Source organism: Corynebacterium sp. LaCa_70 (assembly GCF_058182015.1).
On the sequence record NZ_CP190914.1, the window covers coordinates 1,129,223 to 1,146,371 of the forward strand.

Below are 17,149 nucleotides of genomic sequence, written 5' to 3' on the forward strand. Positions count from 1 at the left end.
TGATTTTTTCTTTATGTGTTTATTTTGTTGTGTGTTGTAAGGGCGCATGGTGGATGCCTTGGCATGCTAAGCCGATGAAGGACGTGGAAGGCTGCGTTATGCCTCGGGGAGTTGTCAATCGAGCGTTGATCCGAGGATGTCCGAATGGGGAAACCCGGCTGTGGTTATTCGCAGTCACCTGCTGGTGAATATATAGCTAGTATGGGGGTTACGCGGGGAAGTGAAACATCTCAGTACCCGTAGGAGAAGGAAACAATATGTGATTTCGTGAGTAGCGGCGAGCGAAAGCGAATGGTGGCTAAACCGTATGTGTGTGATACTTGGTAGAGGTTGCATGTGCGGGGTTGTTGGGAGCGATTGTATGACTACTACCATGGTTGTGCTGATGTGCGCGTGTTAGGTGAAGTGGTTTGGAATGGCCCACCGGAGTGGGTGAGAGTCCTGTAGCTGAAGGCATGTGTGTGTTGGTTGATTGTTTCCCGAGTAGCGGCGGGCTCGTGGAATCTGCCGTGAATCTGCCGGGACCACCCGGTAAGCCTAAATACTTAGTGTGACCGATAGCGGATAGTACCGTGAGGGAATGGTGAAAAGTACCCCGGGAGGGGAGTGAAATAGTTCCTGAAACCATGTGCTTACAATCCGTCAGAGCACCTTTTGTTGTGTGATGGCGTGCCTTTTGAAGAATGAGCCTGCGAGTCAGCGGCATGTCGCGAGGTTAACCCGTGTGGGGTAGTCGTAGCGAAAGCGAATCCTAATTGGGTGTTGTTAGTGGCATGTCCTGGACCCGAAGCGGGGTGATCTACCCATGGCCAGTGTGAAGCAGCTGTAAGAGGTTGTGGAGGCGCGAACCCACGTAGGTTGAAAACTGCGGGGATGAGCTGTGGGTAGGGGTGAAAGGCCAATCAAACTCCGTGATAGCTGGTTCTCCCCGAAATGCATTTAGGTGCAGCGTCGTAGTTGAGCTTTGTGGAGGTAGAGCTACTGTTTGGTTGAGCGGGACTATCATCTTAGCAACATCAGACAAACTCCGAATGCCATGTAAGTGTTCTACGGCAGTGAGACTGTGGGGGATAAGCTTCATAGTCGAGAGGGAAACAGCCCAGATCGCCGGCTAAGGCCCCTAAGGGTGTACTAAGTGGAAAAGGATGTGGGATCGCGATGACAGCCAGGAGGTTGGCTTAGAAGCAGCCATCCTTGAAAGAGTGCGTAATAGCTCACTGGTCGAGTGGTTCTGCGCCGATAATGTAGTGGGGCTCAAGTACACCGCCGAAGCCGCGGCAACCATCTTTGATGGATGGTTGGGTAGGGGAGCGTCGTGCATGAGGTGAAGCATGAGTGTGAACACGTGTGGATTGTGTGCGAGTGAGAATGCAGGCATGAGTAACGAATTGTAAGGTGAGAATCCTTACCGCCGGATGACTAAGGGTTCCTGGGTCAAGTTCGTCTTCCCAGGGTGAGTCGGGACCTAAGGCGAGGCCGACAGGCGTAGTCGATGGATAACCAGTTGATATTCTGGTACCCGAGTGTGTGCGTCAATGGTAAAGCAGTGATACTAACCATGTTCGAGACTTATTGATTATGCCCTTTTTGGGTGTGTTGATAGGTTGAGTTTGTGGGGCCTGATCCGTGGTCCAAGTGATGGGGTGACGCAGTAGGGCAGCCACGCCGCTTAGTGGATTGTTGGTGTAAGCGTTGAGGTTGGTGCCATTGGTAAATCCGGGTGCTGTATCTAAGGCGTGATGCATAGCCCGTACAGGGTGAATGTGGTGTGCTTGTGCTGTCGAGAAAAGCCTCTAGCGAGTGCATATTCGGCCCGTACCCTAAACCGACACAGGTAGTCAGGTTGAGAATACTAAGGCGTTCGGGTGAACTGTGGTTAAGGAACTCGGCAAAATGTCCCCGTAACTTCGGGAGAAGGGGAGCCTCACTGGTTGTATAGGCTGGTGGGGCCGCAGAGAATAGAGGGGTCCGACTGTTTATCAAAAACACAGGTCCATGCGAAAACGTGAAGTTGATGTATATGGACTGACGCCTGCCCGGTGCTGGAAGGTTAAGAGGACCTGTTAGACCTTTTGTGGTCGAAGCGGAGAATTTAAGCCCCAGTAAACGGCGGTGGTAACTATAACCATCCTAAGGTAGCGAAATTCCTTGTCGGGTAAGTTCCGACCTGCACGAATGGCGTAACGAGACCCCTGCTGTCTCAACCACAGGCCCGGTGAAATTGCAGTACGAGTAAAGATGCTCGTTACGCGCGGCAGGACGAAAAGACCCCGGGACCTTCACTATAGCTTGGTATTGGTGTTCGGTTTGGCTTGTGTAGGATAGGTGGGAGACTGTGAAGTATGCACGCTAGTGTGTGTGGAGTCGTTGTTGAAATACCACTCTGGCTTGATCGGATACCTGAACCTTGGCCCATGATCTGGGTTGGGGACAGTGCCTGGTGGGTAGTTTAACTGGGGCGGTTGCCTCCTAAAGAGTAACGGAGGCGCCCAAAGGTTTCCTCAGCCTGGTTGGCAATCAGGTTTTGAGTGTAAGTGCACAAGGAAGCTTGACTGTGAGAGTGACTGCTCGAGCAGGGACGAAAGTCGGGACTAGTGATCCGGCACCTACTTGTGGATGTGGTGTCGCTCAACGGATAAAAGGTACCCCGGGGATAACAGGCTGATCTTCCCCAAGAGTCCATATCGACGGGATGGTTTGGCACCTCGATGTCGGCTCGTCGCATCCTGGGGCTGGAGTAGGTCCCAAGGGTTGGGCTGTTCGCCCATTAAAGCGGCACGCGAGCTGGGTTCAGAACGTCGTGAGACAGTTCGGTCTCTATCCGCCGCGCGCGTAGAAACTTGAAAAAGGCTGTCCCTAGTACGAGAGGACCGGGATGGATACACCTCTAGTGTGCCAGTTGTCACGCCCGTGGCATGGCTGGTTGGCTACGTGTAGAAGGGATAACCGCTGAAAGCATCTAAGCGGGAAGCCTGTTTTGAGATGAGGTTTCGTTTGAGGTGCCCTAGAGATTATGGGGTTGATAGGCTAGATCTGGAAGCGTTGTAAGGCGTGGAGGTGACTGGTACTAATTCGCCGAACTACTACAACACGCCAATCGTTGGTTGGTGTTGCGTGTAAAGAAAATGATTGTTTGTTGTTTGCGTCCACTATGCAGTGTTTGACACTCCACACTGGTGTGTGTGGTTGACGGATTAACGCTTGTTTGTGTTGTCTGGTTGGTTGTGTCGGTGGTTTATAGCGGCAGGGAAACGCCCGGTCCCTTTCCGAACCCGGAAGCTAAGCCTGCGTCGCGCTGATGGTACTGCACTCGGGAGGGTGTGGGAGAGTAGGTTGCTGCCGACACTTTATAATTTCATGTTTGGGCCTGTTGGCTGTGGTTACACTGTGTGCACCCTGTGGGTGTGTGGTGGTTACCGCGGTCGGCGGGCCCATTCTTGTATTTAGAAATAGTTAACCCGGCGCCCCACACAGACATTCTGTGGCCTAAACGACAAAATGTGTTGTTTTACGGCGTGTCGAGTTAAACGACAGATTGCGTTGGTGGAGTTGGGGTTTTAGCGTAGGTGGCCTTTGCGTATTCCGATAGAGTGGTTGTAGGCAGTGTCAATGGCGCTGTCGTAGGTTACTGGTCGGCCGTCCTCATGGCCGCTGGTAGCTTGTGTTTCCTGGCTGGCTAAGGTTTGTGCTTTGGTGAGTGCGTTTTGGCCCCAGTTTTGCTGCCTGGCGATCTCTACAGGGTCGTCAGGCAGCTGCGTGTGTAGGTACAGCCACCAGTCGCAGGCGATGCGTTGGTGCTCGTCGCGCAGTCCGCGGTGGGCGTGCATTAATTGCTTGATCTGCGAGTTCACCCCGCCTTCCAGGCTGTTGGTTGTGCGTTCTAAACGTTGGCCTTCTTTAGCTTGGGTGAGGTAGGCAAAGAGGTGTCCTTGTTGGCTCATTTTCTTTAGTTGTAGGTAGATTCCGCGGTGAACATCGTGGGTGTACCACCATTTTTTGTTGCCGCGTTTGGATTTCGGAATCTGCTCGAAGGGCACGTCTTTGACGTAAGTCCTGGCTTTGAGCTGGGAGCTAAATACGGTGCCGAATTGGTGTAGCTTGACTGTCCATTTAGCTGCTTTATCCAGATTGTCAGCGGCGAGCAGTTCAAAGGAAAGCCGTTGTAGTGCTTTGCCCATCGGCGAGGTGGGGTGAAGGCCTGTGGCGCGTTGGATATTGCGTTTTACGTGGACAATGCAACGTTGCACCGGGGTATTAGGCCATAAGCGGTGTAGTGCTTTAAGCCCTCCGGAATCCCCATCACAGGTCACCAGTTGTGGTGGGGCTAGTTCGTCCAGCAGGCGCATGTAGGACCAGGAAGATTCCTTCGTGCACCAGAACCAATTGATGACATGGCTGGAGTCAGCAGCCACGACAAGGCACTTGGTGTTGAAATAGGTGCCGTCGATGAAGATTTGATCGTAGATTCGCTGCTTATCAACATTTCGGGGAGGTTGGATAAACCAGAACGTTTTAAAGCGGCGTTGCAGAGTTCGTGGTGAAACTCCACAACTTTTAGCTGTCTGTGCCAGGCTGCGGCCAGAGATAAGCCACAAGATGAAAAGGCGAAACCATTTAGCTTGTACTGCGTCGTCATTAGCGCGGGTGAAGGTGGCCTTGCAGGTGCGGCATCGCCATCGTTGGCGACCGGTACTCGTTGTTCCGTATTTGGTACACGCCCCGCTACAGACGGGACATCGAGGATGATTCTTACTCATCCTCCCATCGTGAATCTAGGCAACTAGCACACCAGCACGCCCCTGGCGGTATTTCCGGCCCGAGGCCGGTTTATCCCTCCAGATAAGTGAAATAATCCTAATAACAACCCGCCAGAGCGGTTAACCATACAACCTCACCAACACATCCTGTCGTTTAGGCCCATTCTGTGTGGGGCGCTCGTGACCTATTTTTCGCTAGTTAACCTTCGCACGGCTTCACGAATAATTTGTGGTTGTTTACAAAAAGCGAAGCGTACTTTATATTTCCAGGGCTCCGGGTTATCGGTAAACGCTGACAACGGAATAGCGGCAACGCCCTTGTCGATAGGCAAACGCTTACAGAATTCTTCTCCGTTCATTCCAGATGAAGCAATATCCGCTACTACGTAATACGTCCCCCGTGTGCCATGGACCGTAAAACCTGCTGCCTTCAACCCATCTACGAGAATTTCTCGACACTCATTGAGTACATCGACCATGCCGTCCAGCCAAGCATCTTCGTGCAAGAGTGCATGCGCTACCGCTGGTTGAAATGGTGTCGTCGAGACGAAGGTCGTAAACTGCTTCGCCTTAATTACTCCATCCAATCGGTGTGGTTGCGCGATTGCCCACCCCGTTTTCCAACCAGTGCAGTTATAAGACTTAGCCGCAGACGAGACCGTCACTGTGCGTTCTGCCATTCCGGGCAAGGATGCAATAGACACGTGTTCTGCGTCGTCATATACCAGATTTTCATAAACTTCATCAGCCAAAACCAGCAGGTCGTTCTTCGTGCATAATTCAGCGATGCCGACTAATGCTTCCCTGCTAAATACAGCGCCGGTCGGGTTGTGCGGGGTATTAAGCACAATCATCGCGGTCTTGTCGGTGATCGCTTCGGCCACCGCGTCTATATCAATATCCCATGTGTTTTCTGAGGCCTTGAGCGGGACCGCCACCCGGGTGGCGTCGGCAAGAGCAATTGCGGCAACATAAGCGTCGTAATACGGCTCCAGGACAATGACTTCTTGCCCCGGTTCCACTAATCCCAGCACGGTGGCACTGATTGCCTCGGTCGCACCCGCTGTGACCACGACGTGGTCGGTAGGAACGTCATATTTCGTTGCGATGGCGTCGACAAGGACAGGTAGTCCACGCAGCGGTGCGTACTGATTATTCCCAGCTGCGATATTTTGCTGGGCTATTTCTAGCATTCGCTGTGGTCCGTCAGAATCTGGAAATCCCTGCCCAAGATTGATCGCATCGTGCTCATTCGCCAGCTGCGTCATGGTGGCGAAGATCGTCTCGCCGAATTGCTGGAGCCGTCGTACAGTCATCGTTTCCTCCAATATGGCCGTGGGGTGGTGGCTGCGGGTCGTTTTGTCTTCTACTTTTTCATGGATCGTTGGTTAATTCGCTAGTTTCTGGTCTTATAATCGGCAAAACTGCAACCGCTATCCGGTGCGTACACTCCGCGCTGCTCTCGTTTCGCAGAAGCAACCGCTTCCTGGATTTCGCGATAAAAGCGGTCATTCGGTTCCACAACGATGGGTACGGCAAGGCCTGCTGCGGCGACCTCTTTATTCACTAACGTGTCGTCGACATAGACACCGGCTAATTCGCGGCCATAATGGTCGGTTGGTTCTTGGTCATACTCGAGCCGTACCCGCGTGCCCTCAGGGATGAGTTCTTCAAGGAAGTGCTGTGCCTGTTCGGCATAGCACTCTTTTCCTATTTCCGGGGTATCGATATTCAAAAGGCGAACACGGGTGGTTTCTTGTTCGCCTGGTTTCGAAACCCGAATGGTATCGCCATCGATGACATGATCGACGGTTGCCATTTGGGTATCATCGCTGGTGTGGTTTGCGTCTTGGGCGTCATCGTCCAACAGTTGGTAGCCGCCGTAAACGAGACTCGCCACAATAATGAGGCCGATGCTCGATGTAGATTTCCTGCGAGCGGATTTTCCGAGTGACACTATTTGCTTTCGTGTGTTCGTTAATGCTGACAGTTCGAAGCCTCCGACTTACGTCGTCTCAGCGCTATGCCAATGGTTTTTGCGCACGTCGCAACCAGGCGGGGCAACGATCCGCAGTATGTGGGCTTGGTCTAATCTTCCTGTTCTAGAGTATATGCAGTTATCTTTGCTGGGTTTCGTTCGCTAAACTGGCGTCAAACGGGCACAATTTTCGCATAGTGAAACGGCGTACAGAAGAAAGCCGTACAGATGTCAGCGCAGAATATTCGGTGCGGTGAAACGTTCGCAGACACTAACGCCGCAGGACTAGCGCAGAATAATTAGAAAGAGGATCGTGTATGAATCAACCCCCGCGCGGGCAACGGCGAACAGGCAACAAAGGCAAAAAGCGCACTCACAATCAGAACCGCGGCGACAAGAATTTTGGCTCTCAGCGCTCGTCGAAACCGAATCGGGGTCCGAACAAGCCTGGTTTCCGTGAAGACCGTCTGAATAAGCGCTCTGTCGATCCTGATTTGCCGGACGATATTGATCCAAACGACTTAGATCCGACCGTCTTGCAGGACTTGAAAGTCTTGTCGAAAGACAACGCCGATGCCGTCGCCAAGCATATGATCATGTCGGCGACGTTGATGGAAGAAGATCCTCAGCTGGCACTCCGGCACGCGCGGGCGGCGAAAGATCGCGCTGGCCGGGTGTCCGTGGCACGCGAGGTCAACGGCATTGCGGCCTATCATGCTGGTGAATGGAAAGAAGCTTTGTCCGAATTGCGCGCTTCTCGCCGCATGCACGGAGGGCCGGGACTATTAGCCGTGATGGCCGATTGCGAACGCGGATTGGGACGCCCAGAAAAAGCCATCGAGCTTTCTCGTTCACCGGAAGCCCGGCAACTTCCCGCCGACGAAGTCATCGAGCTTGCCATCGTGGCTGCTGGCGCGCACTTAGACCAAAACCAGGCGGACAGCGCGGTGATCACTCTGCAGCGTGCGAACCCAGACAAAACAGACCGCGGTATGGCAGCAGTGCGTTTGAGCTATGCCTACGCCAATGCGTTGCTCGAAGCAGGGCGTCGCGACGAAGCACTCGAATGGTTCCAGCACGCCGCTGCCATCGACGAAGAGGAATGGACCGACGCGGAAATTCGCCTGGAGGAGTTGCAGAAAAACTCATGAGCTTACTAGATAATCATGACGGCCTACTAGTTGATCTCGATGGCACGGTCTGGAACGGTGATACTGCTATTGAGGCCGCGATTTCGGTGCTCAACGACGTTGACGTGCCGGTGGCGTTTGTGACGAATAATGCCTCGAAACCGCACTCTGCTGTCGTGGAAAAATTGCAGAAATTAGGCATCGCGGACGAGAAGCCCACGGTGTTTAACTCTGGGGATGCGGTGCTCGAGGTGCTGGCGGAGGAAGCTAGTCCTGGCTCGACCGTGCTGGTCGTGGGGGCAGAGTGGTTGCACGAAGTCGTGCGCAATGCAGGCTATGAAGTCGTGACTTCAGCCGGGCAGGACCCATCGAATTCCGGTATCGCAGCTGTTGTGCAAGGCCACAACCCAGAGAACGGCTGGGCGCAGCTTTCAGAGATAGCGCTTGCCGTGCGGGCCGGGGCACGCTACTTGGTTACGAATGCGGATACTTCTTTGCCCACAGAACGCGGTTTTTGCCTGGGAAATGGCGCGCTTGCTGCTGCGGTCACGGCGTCGACGGATGTTTATCCGCGTGCAGCAGGAAAACCTGAGCCAGAGTTGTTTAAGTTGGCTGCGCAGAAAATCGGTGCGAAAAACCCGTTGTGTATTGGCGATCGTCTGAACACCGATATCGCTGGTGCGAATAGTGCTGGTTTCGACTCTTTGCATGTTTTGACTGGGGTTTCTGGCGCCATCGAATTACTTGAAGCCCCGCCTGAGCACCGCCCAACCTATATCGGTGCTGATATTTCCGACGTCTTGTCCCCGGCGCAACAGCTGGTTCCCGGGCCGCAGGGTGATTTTACTGCCCGCGGTGACGGCCACGATGTGTTGCTGGAGCGCGGAATTGAGCACGTGGATAACACTCAGGCCAATACCAGTCAGCACAATACGGCTGCCGCGTCCCTGGCTGTATCCCTGGCCGCGCTGCGTACTGTGCTGGAAGTTGCGTGGGCTATGCCGAAGCCCCCGCGTTATATTCACCCACGTTCGGTCGCTGCTGAACACGCAGTTGCAGACTGGAGATAGTCCATGCCAGTCCCCAAACCGCGCGATCCGAATGCACCGGCCATGACACCGGCAGAGCTTGCCGACGAGCTAGCCGAGGTTTTCGCACACCCGGCGACGGACCTCGAAGGCGAGGCTGAGCAGTTAGAACGTGCGCACCAGGTATTGCAACGTGGGCTGCAGGAACAATAGCGGGGGACTAACCCAGCCAGGTAATCGTCTGTAACCGTCTGAGGAGAAACGAGTAACGATGCAGCATGTCCACAACCCACCCCGGAAGCGTCTGGACGCGTTTCTGGTGGGGAAGATGCTTGCTCGGTCTCGGGAGCACGCGGTCACACTGATTAAAGACGGTGTGGTTACTGTTGATGGTTCGGTGGCACGCAAGCCATCGTTGCCGGTCACCGACGACGCACACGTGCTCGTGAATGCTAGCAGCGAACGGGAATGGGCTTCACGTGGCGCGTATAAATTGCTGGGCGCGCTTGAGCAATTCGAACCAGAAGGGATGAACCTTGCTGGAAAGAGGGTCCTCGATGCTGGAGCGTCCACCGGCGGTTTTACTGATGTGTGCCTGCACCGTGGCGCCAGTGAAGTCGTTGCTGTCGACGTCGGGCGCCAGCAGTTGATTCCACGGCTGCGGCACCACTCTCAGGTACTGGTGCGCGAGCGGACCAATCTGCGCCATGTCACCACTGAGGACACGAATGGTTATTGTGATGCAATGGTGGGCGATTTGTCGTTTATTTCCTGGCGCTTGGTGTTACCGGCTATCAACGGTGTACTGGCCGACGGCGCCGACCTGCTACCAATGGTCAAACCACAATTTGAGGTGGGGAAACAACGCCTAGGTAACCGCGGGGTGGTGCGTAGTGCTGCGTTGCGGGAAGAAGTGACCCGCGAGATCGCGGAGTTTGCTGCGCAATTGGGCTTGTCGACGCTCGGTGCGGGGGCCTCGCGCCTGCCTGGTCCAAGTGGAAACGTAGAATACTTTTTATGGCTGAAGAAAGACGGTGGCGCACAGATGCCGTCTTCGCACACGCTGCACGAGCTTATCCACAAAGCGGTTGAGGAAGGACCACAGTGACGAGGTTGAATACGGTTGCTGGTAGCAACCAACGCGTCAGCGATGAACGCGTCGTCTTGTTGGTTCCGCATACCGGCAGTATGGGTAATGTTGCTACCACCGAACGTGTCGTGCGTTTGTTGGCAGCAGCAGGGATTTCTGTGCGCATCGTGGTGGATGATCGCACCGATGGTATTACCGAGCACGACTATCTTTCTCAGTACCCCCTGGTCGAGGCCGAGCCCGAGGCTGCACGGGGCTGCGAGCTAGTACTCGTGCTTGGTGGGGATGGTACATTTTTGCGCGCTGCTGATCTCGCCCATGCGGTGGATGTCCCGGTACTCGGCGTGAATATGGGGCATGTCGGGTTCCTTGCTGAGTGGGAAGAAGAATCGCTGGAAACCGCGATCGAGCGCGTCGTCAAGCGTGATTACCGCATTGAAGACCGCATGACCATCGATACGGTCGTGGTAGACGCCACGGGGATGGAAGTAGGCCGCTCCTGGGCACTGAATGAAGTCAGTATGCATAGCCAAAACCGGCGAGGTGTGCTTGATGCCATCCTGGAAGTTGATGGGCGCCCGGTGAGTTCCTTTGGTTGCGATGGGGTGCTGATTTCCACCCCGACTGGTTCGACGGCTTATTCGTTCTCTGCTGGTGGTCCCGTGTTATGGCCGGAACTTGATGCAATTTTGGTTGTGCCGAATAACGCACATGCCTTGTTCGCCAAACCGTTGGTGGTCTCGCCCGCGTCGACGGTGGCAGTCGAATCAGCCTCGCAAACTGAGGAAGCAATCGTGATCATGGATGGCCACCGTCAGATCACTATGCCTCCGGGGTCGAGGGTAGAAGTTGTCCGCGGCGCGCATCCGATCCGTTGGGTACGCTTGGATGATAAACCGTTTACTGATCGTCTGGTGAACAAGTTTTGGTTGCCGGTGGAAGGATGGCGGGGCCCGCGCGGTTTGCGCCAGAGGCACAGCGGGAACAGTGCTAATAATGGCAGCGACAAAGAACAAGCACGAGGGGGAGGCGAGTAGCCAAGGTTATGCTCGCGGATATCACCATTGAAGATTTGGGCGTGATTCATCATGCCTCTGCGGAATTATCGTCTGGGTTGACTGTGCTCACCGGTGAAACTGGTGCCGGTAAAACCATGGTGGTTACCGGTCTTCGCTTGCTCGCAGGTAGCCGCGCTGATGCGTCGCGCGTGCGTACGGGGGCGAAAAAGGCCGTCGTGGAAGGCAGTTTTCTTGCCGACGAACTGAGCACTGTCGCACAAGACGCCATCGCTGAAATCGTCGAAGCGGGAGGGGGATCCGCAGATGAAAACGGCGAATATATCGTCGCGCGCACCGTTAGCGCCCAGGGCCGGTCGAAAGCTCATTTGGGCGGGCGTTCCGTACCCGCGGCGAAGCTTGCTGAATTTTCTTCCTATGTGCTGGCTATTCATGGCCAAAATGACCAGCTACGCCTGTTGGCTCCCGATGAGCAACGCGCGGCGCTGGACCGGTTTGCACCCGAGAACGCTGCATTGCTGCGCGATTATCAACTGCTTTATCGGGAATGGAAAAAACTCCAGCGTGATCTGAAAATCCGTACGGAATCACGTCGTGAGCTGGCCCAAGAAGTAGACCGTCTGCAGTTCGCCATCGACGAGATTGATGAGGTATCTCCGGAAGCGGGTGAAGATGAACAATTAATCACTCGTATTCGTCGGTTACAAGACGTGGATTCATTGCGTGAGCAAGCTATGGCGGCGCTTTCTGCCATTGATGGTCCGGAAGCAGCAGGCGGAGATGGCGGCTTTAGCGAAACTGATCCGGCCTCGACTTTGCTGGGACAGGCGGAATCTGCCGTGCGCGGTTCTGATGACCCACAACTGGCTGCTTTAGCCGACAAACTCGGTGATATCACGACCCAGCTTGGCGAAATTTCTGCAGAGCTTGGCGGTTTTTTGGGGGAGCTACCTGCAGATCCCGATCAACTCGAAGCTGCGCTGCAGCGCCAGCATGCATTGAAGTCTTTGACTCGCAAGTATGCTCCGACGATCAGTGAGGTTGTCACCTGGCGCAATGAGGCTGAGCAGCGGCTAGCGAGCATCGATACCTCTGCGCAAGCGTTGGGTGAGTTACAGAAAAAAGTTCGAGCTGCAGAAAAATCTATGCTCGCGGCAGCGAAGAAACTGTCCACGGCTAGGCGGAAAGCCGCTGGTGAATTGCAGGAAGCAGTGACTGCCGAAATCCGCGGTTTGGCGATGCCCAAAGCCCGTTTGGAGGTTGCAGTCCGAGACATCGCGCCTGGCGAATACGGTGCTGATGAAATTGAGCTGCTGCTTGCACCCAATGATGCGGCACAGGCACAACCGCTATCGACGGCCGCCTCTGGTGGTGAATTATCCCGCGTCATGCTGGCGCTGGAGGTTATCATTTCTGCAGAAACTACAGGTGCGACGATGGTCTTCGACGAGGTTGACGCCGGGGTTGGTGGCCGTGCGGCGGTAGAAATTGGCCGTCGCCTGGCCAGGCTTGCGGTGCATAACCAGGTCATCGTCGTCACGCACTTACCGCAAGTGGCTGCCTATGCAGATACGCATTTGCACGTCGCGAAGGAAGTCACCGATGACAGTGTCACCTCCGGCGTTGTGACGCTCGACCACGAGCAGCGGGTCGAAGAACTCGCGCGCATGCTCGCAGGGCTCGATGACACGGAGACCGGGCGCGCCCATGCTGCAGAACTGTTGGAAAAAGCCAGTAAAGACAAAAGGAAGAAAGCCTGAGTGCTCTAAGGCGCGCCTTGGCCACTACCGGGCTGAACGCGTGTTAAATATCCTGGCATGGGGTTGTTTAACAAAGATGCCGATCTGCCTGGAATCCAGGCCACTGTGCGCGATTGCACTCCTGGTGGAAAAGGAATGCGTAAATTCCACCGTGGCGATATCGCAGTGATCAACGCTGCTGATATCACCCGGCGGGAGGCGCAAACCCTCGTGGACGCTGGCCCGTCGGTAGTCATTAACGTTGCTCGGTTTACCGAAGGCGGCGTGCCGAATTACGGCCCACACATGTTGCTTGACGACGACGTCGTGCTGCTAGAAAACGCTGGGGAAGGCTTCGCTTCTGCGATGCGCGAAGGCAAGAAGGCGCGTGTGACCGAAGACGGCGAGATTTACCTCGGCGAACGCTTCATCGGCAAAGGCGAGTTGGTCAACCGGGAGGCTGCAGAAAAATCTTTTGCGGAAGCCCAGCAGTCCCTGATCGATCACATGGAAGCCTATTTTGGCAACACCATTCAGTTCATTCATTCCGAAGGCCCGCTGCTGATCGATGGTTTAGGCATTCCGGATATTCCGGCAGGGCTGGCTGGTCGGAAGGTGCTCGTCGTCAGCCCCGGCGTGCAGCACCGTGCGCAGATCAAAAATCTGCGCAATTTCATTCGTGAATACCGTCCGGCAATCATCGGCGTGGAGCAAGCCGCCGATACTTTGCTGGAGATGGGGTATACCCCGGAGATTATCGTTGGCAACCCCACCGCGGTAGAAGCCGACACGCTGCGCTGCGGTGCACAGGTTGTTTTGCCTGCCGACCCGGACGGTCATGCCCCGGGGCTGGAGCGGATTCAGGACCTTGGCGTGGGGGCTATGACCTTCCCGGCAGCGATCGAGAATGCCACGGATTTGGCGCTCTTGTTGGCGGATTATCATGGTGCTAGTTCTATCGTGAACGTCGGCAGCACGCTGGATCTGCACGATATTTTCCAGCAGGAAGAACATGCTAGCCCGGCAGCGTTGTTAACCCGCACCAAGGTTGGTTCCAAACTGGTGGATGCTGACACGGTTATTAGTCTGTATCAGACGAGCCGGGGAGTTGCTGCTGGGTGGTTGTGGGCAGCGCTGGGAATCCTGGTGGCTCTCGCGGCATTGGTGGTAATCGTCGGTGTTGCTGGAAACGGTAATTTTGCCGAAAATATCACCGATACCTGGGATAATATATTCTCGACTGTGCAAGGTTGGTTTAGCTAATGGCTGGTGCCTCACGGACAGGAGTTGGAATCGCGGGAGCCGGAATCGGTCTCGCTTTAGGTGCGGGCCTGGGAGTGTTTTTGCTGAGCCCGAATATTCCGGGCGCCACGAGTGCCGATACCTCCGCAGCTACCGTGGCTAGTTCTGAACACGAAGCGTTGGAAGCCAAAGAGCAACGCGCGCAGCGTAAGGCCGCAGCAGCAGACGAGGTGGTGGCAGCGAGTGGCCAAGACATCATCGACGGTGTGCTCGATGAGCAACCAGTCCTTGTGCTCGCAACTGCCGATGCTGACGAGGACGACGTGGAAAAACTTCGCGCATCTTTGCAGCGTGCCGGGGCGATCGATGCTGGCGTGATCAACTTGGCGGAGAAGTTTTTCTCCCAAGATGGTGCGGATGAGTTGAAGACGATCGTCGCAAATACCTTGCCTGCTGGCACAGAGCTTTCAGCTGAGAATCGGGACCCGGGCACACATGCAGGACAGGCTCTTGGTGCAGCCCTGACTTTTGCTGAGGGGACTGATACGCCGAATTCCACCACGGAGGATCGCGGGTTGTTGCTCGAGACTCTCGCGGATGCCGAGTACCTCGATTATGAATCTGGCACTATTTTGCCAGGTCAAGCTGTGGTGCTGGTGACCGGGACTGGTGCTGCGGAAGGGGCTGCCGACAGTTCGGCTGAATTCGCCGCGAAAAACCAGGCAGCCTTCGCCCAGGCCTTGGACGAGGCCGGCGGAGCTACCGTGGTTGCCGGACGTGCGGGAGATGCCGAAGCCACCAACGCGGTGGAGCAACTGCGTGCCGACGATGCCACCACGACAGCCGTCAGCACTATCGATGCCGTCGATCAGACCTGGGGGCGTTTGGCGACCGTACTAGCAGTTGCCGAACAACTGCAGGGTGCTAGCGGCGCCTATGGATTTGGTGACAGCGCCGATGCGGTCTTGCCCGACCATGATGGCGACGAATCCGCTGCTGAATCACAAAATGCACACGGGCATTCCGAGAATGAATAACCGGCAGGCCCGAAACCCTCAACAGCGAGGTCAGCACGTTTTTTCCACGCTGAATTCGGAGCTGCTTGCGCAAGGCCCTATCGTTGGGCTGCGCCGGGATACTGTTTCGATGCCGGGCGGGGGCGAGGCTAGACGGGAAATCCTGGAACATTTTGGTTCTGCAGCAATAGTGGCATTGGATGCTGACAACCGTATTGCGCTGCTACACCAGTATCGCCATGCTTTTGGCCAGCGGCTGTGGGAGATTCCCGCTGGCTTGCTGGATCATGCGGGTGAGACGGCATTCGAATGCGCCCAGCGTGAGTTGTTGGAAGAAACCGGGGCTCAGGCAGCACGGTGGGCAGTTCTCGGCGATATTGCTCCTAGCCCGGGGATATCGGATGAGGCCACCCGGATTTTTCTCGCCCGAGATATCAGCACAGCAGACCAGGATCCGGCTACGGCAGGTGCAACTGGTTTAGCCGACCAGGTCGGTGATTCTGGGGATGAAGAAGCCGATATGGAGTTGGCCTGGATATCTCTTGCCGACGCCGTCGCCAAAGTCTGTGCCGGTGAGATCACTAACGCTTCGGCCGTGGCGGGCATCTTGTTTGCGCACCACCATGTGGTAGCAGGCACGCAGCTGCGCAGTGTGGAAGCTCCATTCGCATTGCGTCCCACCGCGTTGGCACAGCGTCGGCAAGCATCCGGAACGGTGCAACCGGGTGCAGCGTTGACCCAGGTAACCGAGACAGACAACCACGAATAATGGCTGCCACTGCGCAAGAGATTGCCGATACCTGGCTCGACCACCTAGCGGTGGAAAAGGGGCATTCCGATAACACGTTGCAGAGTTATCGACGTGATATCCGGCGCTACCTTACCTGGTTAGAACAACTTGGATATTCGCACCTAGACCAGGTAACTGCGGCGGATCTGGAAGGATATTTGCGCGATCTGCAGACTGGATTTGCAGGCTATAAACCGTTGGTAGTGGCGTCGACGAGCAGGGCCTTCATAGTGGTGCGGGGATTACACAAGTTTGCGTTGAGTGAAGGCGAGTTGGCAGAAGATGTGGCCGCTGGGATTGCTCCGCCGAGTGCTGCACAAAATTTGCCGGATGCCTTGTCCATTGCCGACGTTGAACGCTTGTTAGACGCTATCCCGAATGGTGAAGCGGCAACCCCGGTGAATATCCGGGACCGGGCTTTATTGGAATTATTGTATTCCACGGGCACTCGTATTTCGGAGGCTTTGAATCTGAGCCTGGACGAATTTCGTCATGCTGCCGACGGCGAACGGATCCTTCGCGTGACCGGTAAAGGCTCGAAACAACGTATCGTTCCTATCGGTCAAGCTGCGATCGATGCGTGTAACGAGTACGTGGTGCGGGCCCGGCCGATGCTGGCGAAAGGAACTAGCCACGCTTTGTTTTTGAATACACGTGGTGCACAGTTGAAGCGACAGTCAGCGTGGAAGGTGCTACAAGAAGCTGCGCAGCAGGCGGGGCTTAGCGCCAGGATCTCCCCGCACACACTGCGGCATTCCTTCGCCACACATTTGCTTTCCGGCGGAGCCGATGTGCGTACCGTACAGGAATTATTAGGTCATTCTTCAGTAACTACTACGCAAATTTATACCCACGTGAGTGCGGATGACATGCGGGAAGTCTGGGCGCAGTCGCACCCCCGGGCGTAGGGCCGAAGGGATGTAAGTATGTAATGTTAGTGACTAACGTCATAGCAGTCGTGTACTATGGTGACTAACATTAAAAATGATGTTTGCAGTTTTGACGTTGATGATCACTGCTGGACAACAAGAGACTGCTGCACAACAAGAGGCAGTGGGTCAAGAATCACTAGTCGAGCCCCGTAAGAATTTGAGATCGAATCGGGAGAAACATTCGAATACGTCCGGGGCACCGATTGATGGAGTCATCCTATGCTAAATAATTTCCGGTTTTATTGGAGGCAAGCCCCGTTACGAGTGATCTTCGCTGTCCTTGTGACGCTAGTGCTGCTTGTTGGAGCGGCATTTGTCGCCTCAACAAGGCAAGACCCGCATGGAGTCGACACTACGACAGACGTAGTGTCTATAGAAGACGGAAAAATTTTGCATTCGTATCGCTCTGAGGATGAATGTAATACAAAGGC

Annotated in this window: 13 protein-coding genes and 2 rRNA genes; 12 read left to right on the top strand and 3 right to left on the bottom strand. The window is 55.2% G+C overall.

Annotation, left to right across the window (positions count from 1 at the left end):
* Window positions 1–26: 26 nt before the first annotated feature.
* A 23S ribosomal RNA gene (locus ACP8MI_RS05120) occupies window positions 27–3,092 on the top strand.
* Between the two features lie 134 nt (window positions 3,093–3,226).
* A 5S ribosomal RNA gene (rrf, locus tag ACP8MI_RS05125) occupies window positions 3,227–3,345 on the top strand.
* A 212-nt stretch (window positions 3,346–3,557) separates the two neighbouring features.
* Here the strand turns inward: rrf and ACP8MI_RS05130 are convergent.
* From ACP8MI_RS05130 to ACP8MI_RS05140, 3 genes are all read right to left on the bottom strand, one after another.
* Window positions 3,558–4,757, bottom strand: a complete 1,200-nt coding sequence (locus ACP8MI_RS05130; protein ID WP_490290732.1) for an IS1249 family transposase — start codon at window positions 4,755–4,757, stop codon at window positions 3,558–3,560.
* Between the two features lie 185 nt (window positions 4,758–4,942).
* Window positions 4,943–6,073 carry an aminotransferase class I/II-fold pyridoxal phosphate-dependent enzyme gene (locus ACP8MI_RS05135; protein ID WP_018119483.1) on the bottom strand — a complete coding sequence of 377 codons (1,131 nt, stop codon included), beginning with the start codon at window positions 6,071–6,073 and terminating at the stop codon, window positions 4,943–4,945.
* A gap of 80 nt (window positions 6,074–6,153) precedes the next feature.
* The gene (locus ACP8MI_RS05140) at window positions 6,154–6,657 is read right to left on the bottom strand and encodes a thermonuclease family protein (protein ID WP_018119484.1); all 504 of its coding nucleotides are present in this window, start codon (window positions 6,655–6,657) and stop codon (window positions 6,154–6,156) included.
* Window positions 6,658–7,052: 395 nt separating this feature from the next.
* Between ACP8MI_RS05140 and ACP8MI_RS05145 the strand changes: the two genes are divergently transcribed.
* Genes ACP8MI_RS05145 through xerD form a run of 10 tightly spaced genes read left to right on the top strand, consistent with a single transcriptional unit; the run spans window position 7,053 to window position 16,694 of the window.
* A complete protein-coding gene (locus ACP8MI_RS05145) occupies window positions 7,053–7,886 on the top strand; it encodes a hypothetical protein (protein ID WP_490290733.1) in 834 nt (277 codons plus the stop codon).
* On the top strand, window positions 7,883–8,935 hold the full coding sequence (locus ACP8MI_RS05150; RefSeq protein ID WP_490290734.1) for an HAD-IIA family hydrolase: 1,053 nt from the start codon (window positions 7,883–7,885) through the stop codon (window positions 8,933–8,935). The genes ACP8MI_RS05145 and ACP8MI_RS05150 overlap by 4 nt, the downstream gene beginning before the upstream one ends.
* 3 nt (window positions 8,936–8,938) lie before the next feature.
* On the top strand, window positions 8,939–9,106 hold the full coding sequence (locus ACP8MI_RS05155; RefSeq protein WP_018119487.1) for a hypothetical protein: 168 nt from the start codon (window positions 8,939–8,941) through the stop codon (window positions 9,104–9,106).
* A 58-nt stretch (window positions 9,107–9,164) separates the two neighbouring features.
* On the top strand, window positions 9,165–10,001 hold the full coding sequence (locus tag ACP8MI_RS05160) for a TlyA family RNA methyltransferase (RefSeq protein WP_018119488.1): 837 nt from the start codon (window positions 9,165–9,167) through the stop codon (window positions 9,999–10,001).
* A complete protein-coding gene (locus ACP8MI_RS05165; protein WP_018119489.1) occupies window positions 9,998–11,020 on the top strand; it encodes an NAD kinase in 1,023 nt (340 codons plus the stop codon). The genes ACP8MI_RS05160 and ACP8MI_RS05165 overlap by 4 nt, the downstream gene beginning before the upstream one ends.
* Before the next feature lie 8 nt (window positions 11,021–11,028).
* The gene (gene recN, locus ACP8MI_RS05170; RefSeq protein WP_490290735.1) at window positions 11,029–12,759 is read left to right on the top strand and encodes a DNA repair protein RecN; all 1,731 of its coding nucleotides are present in this window, start codon (window positions 11,029–11,031) and stop codon (window positions 12,757–12,759) included.
* A gap of 57 nt (window positions 12,760–12,816) precedes the next feature.
* Entirely contained in the window at window positions 12,817–14,001 is a 1,185-nt protein-coding gene (gene steA, locus ACP8MI_RS05175) for a putative cytokinetic ring protein SteA (RefSeq protein WP_018119491.1), read from the top strand.
* Window positions 14,001–15,017, top strand: a complete 1,017-nt coding sequence (locus ACP8MI_RS05180) for a copper transporter (RefSeq protein WP_284590043.1) — start codon at window positions 14,001–14,003, stop codon at window positions 15,015–15,017. Before steA ends, ACP8MI_RS05180 begins: the two co-directional genes overlap by 1 nt.
* Window positions 15,010–15,765, top strand: coding sequence for an NUDIX domain-containing protein (locus ACP8MI_RS05185; protein WP_126843802.1), 756 nt, complete (start codon window positions 15,010–15,012; stop codon window positions 15,763–15,765). Before ACP8MI_RS05180 ends, ACP8MI_RS05185 begins: the two co-directional genes overlap by 8 nt.
* On the top strand, window positions 15,765–16,694 hold the full coding sequence (gene xerD, locus ACP8MI_RS05190) for a site-specific tyrosine recombinase XerD (protein ID WP_126843801.1): 930 nt from the start codon (window positions 15,765–15,767) through the stop codon (window positions 16,692–16,694). The genes ACP8MI_RS05185 and xerD overlap by 1 nt, the downstream gene beginning before the upstream one ends.
* Window positions 16,695–17,149 lie beyond the last annotated feature (455 nt).

Bases quoted from the DNA above. Each gene is read 5' to 3' on its own strand.
- ACP8MI_RS05130 (WP_490290732.1), bottom strand. From the start codon at position 4,757: ATGAGTAAGAATCATCCTCGATGTCCCGTCTGTAGCGGGGCGTGTACC.
- ACP8MI_RS05135 (WP_018119483.1), bottom strand. From the start codon at position 6,073: ATGACTGTACGACGGCTCCAGCAATTCGGCGAGACGATCTTCGCCACC.
- ACP8MI_RS05145 (WP_490290733.1), top strand. From the start codon at position 7,053: ATGAATCAACCCCCGCGCGGGCAACGGCGAACAGGCAACAAAGGCAAA.
- ACP8MI_RS05150 (WP_490290734.1), top strand. From the start codon at position 7,883: ATGAGCTTACTAGATAATCATGACGGCCTACTAGTTGATCTCGATGGC.
- ACP8MI_RS05155 (WP_018119487.1), top strand. From the start codon at position 8,939: ATGCCAGTCCCCAAACCGCGCGATCCGAATGCACCGGCCATGACACCG.
- ACP8MI_RS05160 (WP_018119488.1), top strand. From the start codon at position 9,165: ATGCAGCATGTCCACAACCCACCCCGGAAGCGTCTGGACGCGTTTCTG.
- recN (WP_490290735.1), top strand. From the start codon at position 11,029: ATGCTCGCGGATATCACCATTGAAGATTTGGGCGTGATTCATCATGCC.
- steA (WP_018119491.1), top strand. From the start codon at position 12,817: ATGGGGTTGTTTAACAAAGATGCCGATCTGCCTGGAATCCAGGCCACT.
- ACP8MI_RS05180 (WP_284590043.1), top strand. From the start codon at position 14,001: ATGGCTGGTGCCTCACGGACAGGAGTTGGAATCGCGGGAGCCGGAATC.
- ACP8MI_RS05185 (WP_126843802.1), top strand. From the start codon at position 15,010: ATGAATAACCGGCAGGCCCGAAACCCTCAACAGCGAGGTCAGCACGTT.
- xerD (WP_126843801.1), top strand. From the start codon at position 15,765: ATGGCTGCCACTGCGCAAGAGATTGCCGATACCTGGCTCGACCACCTA.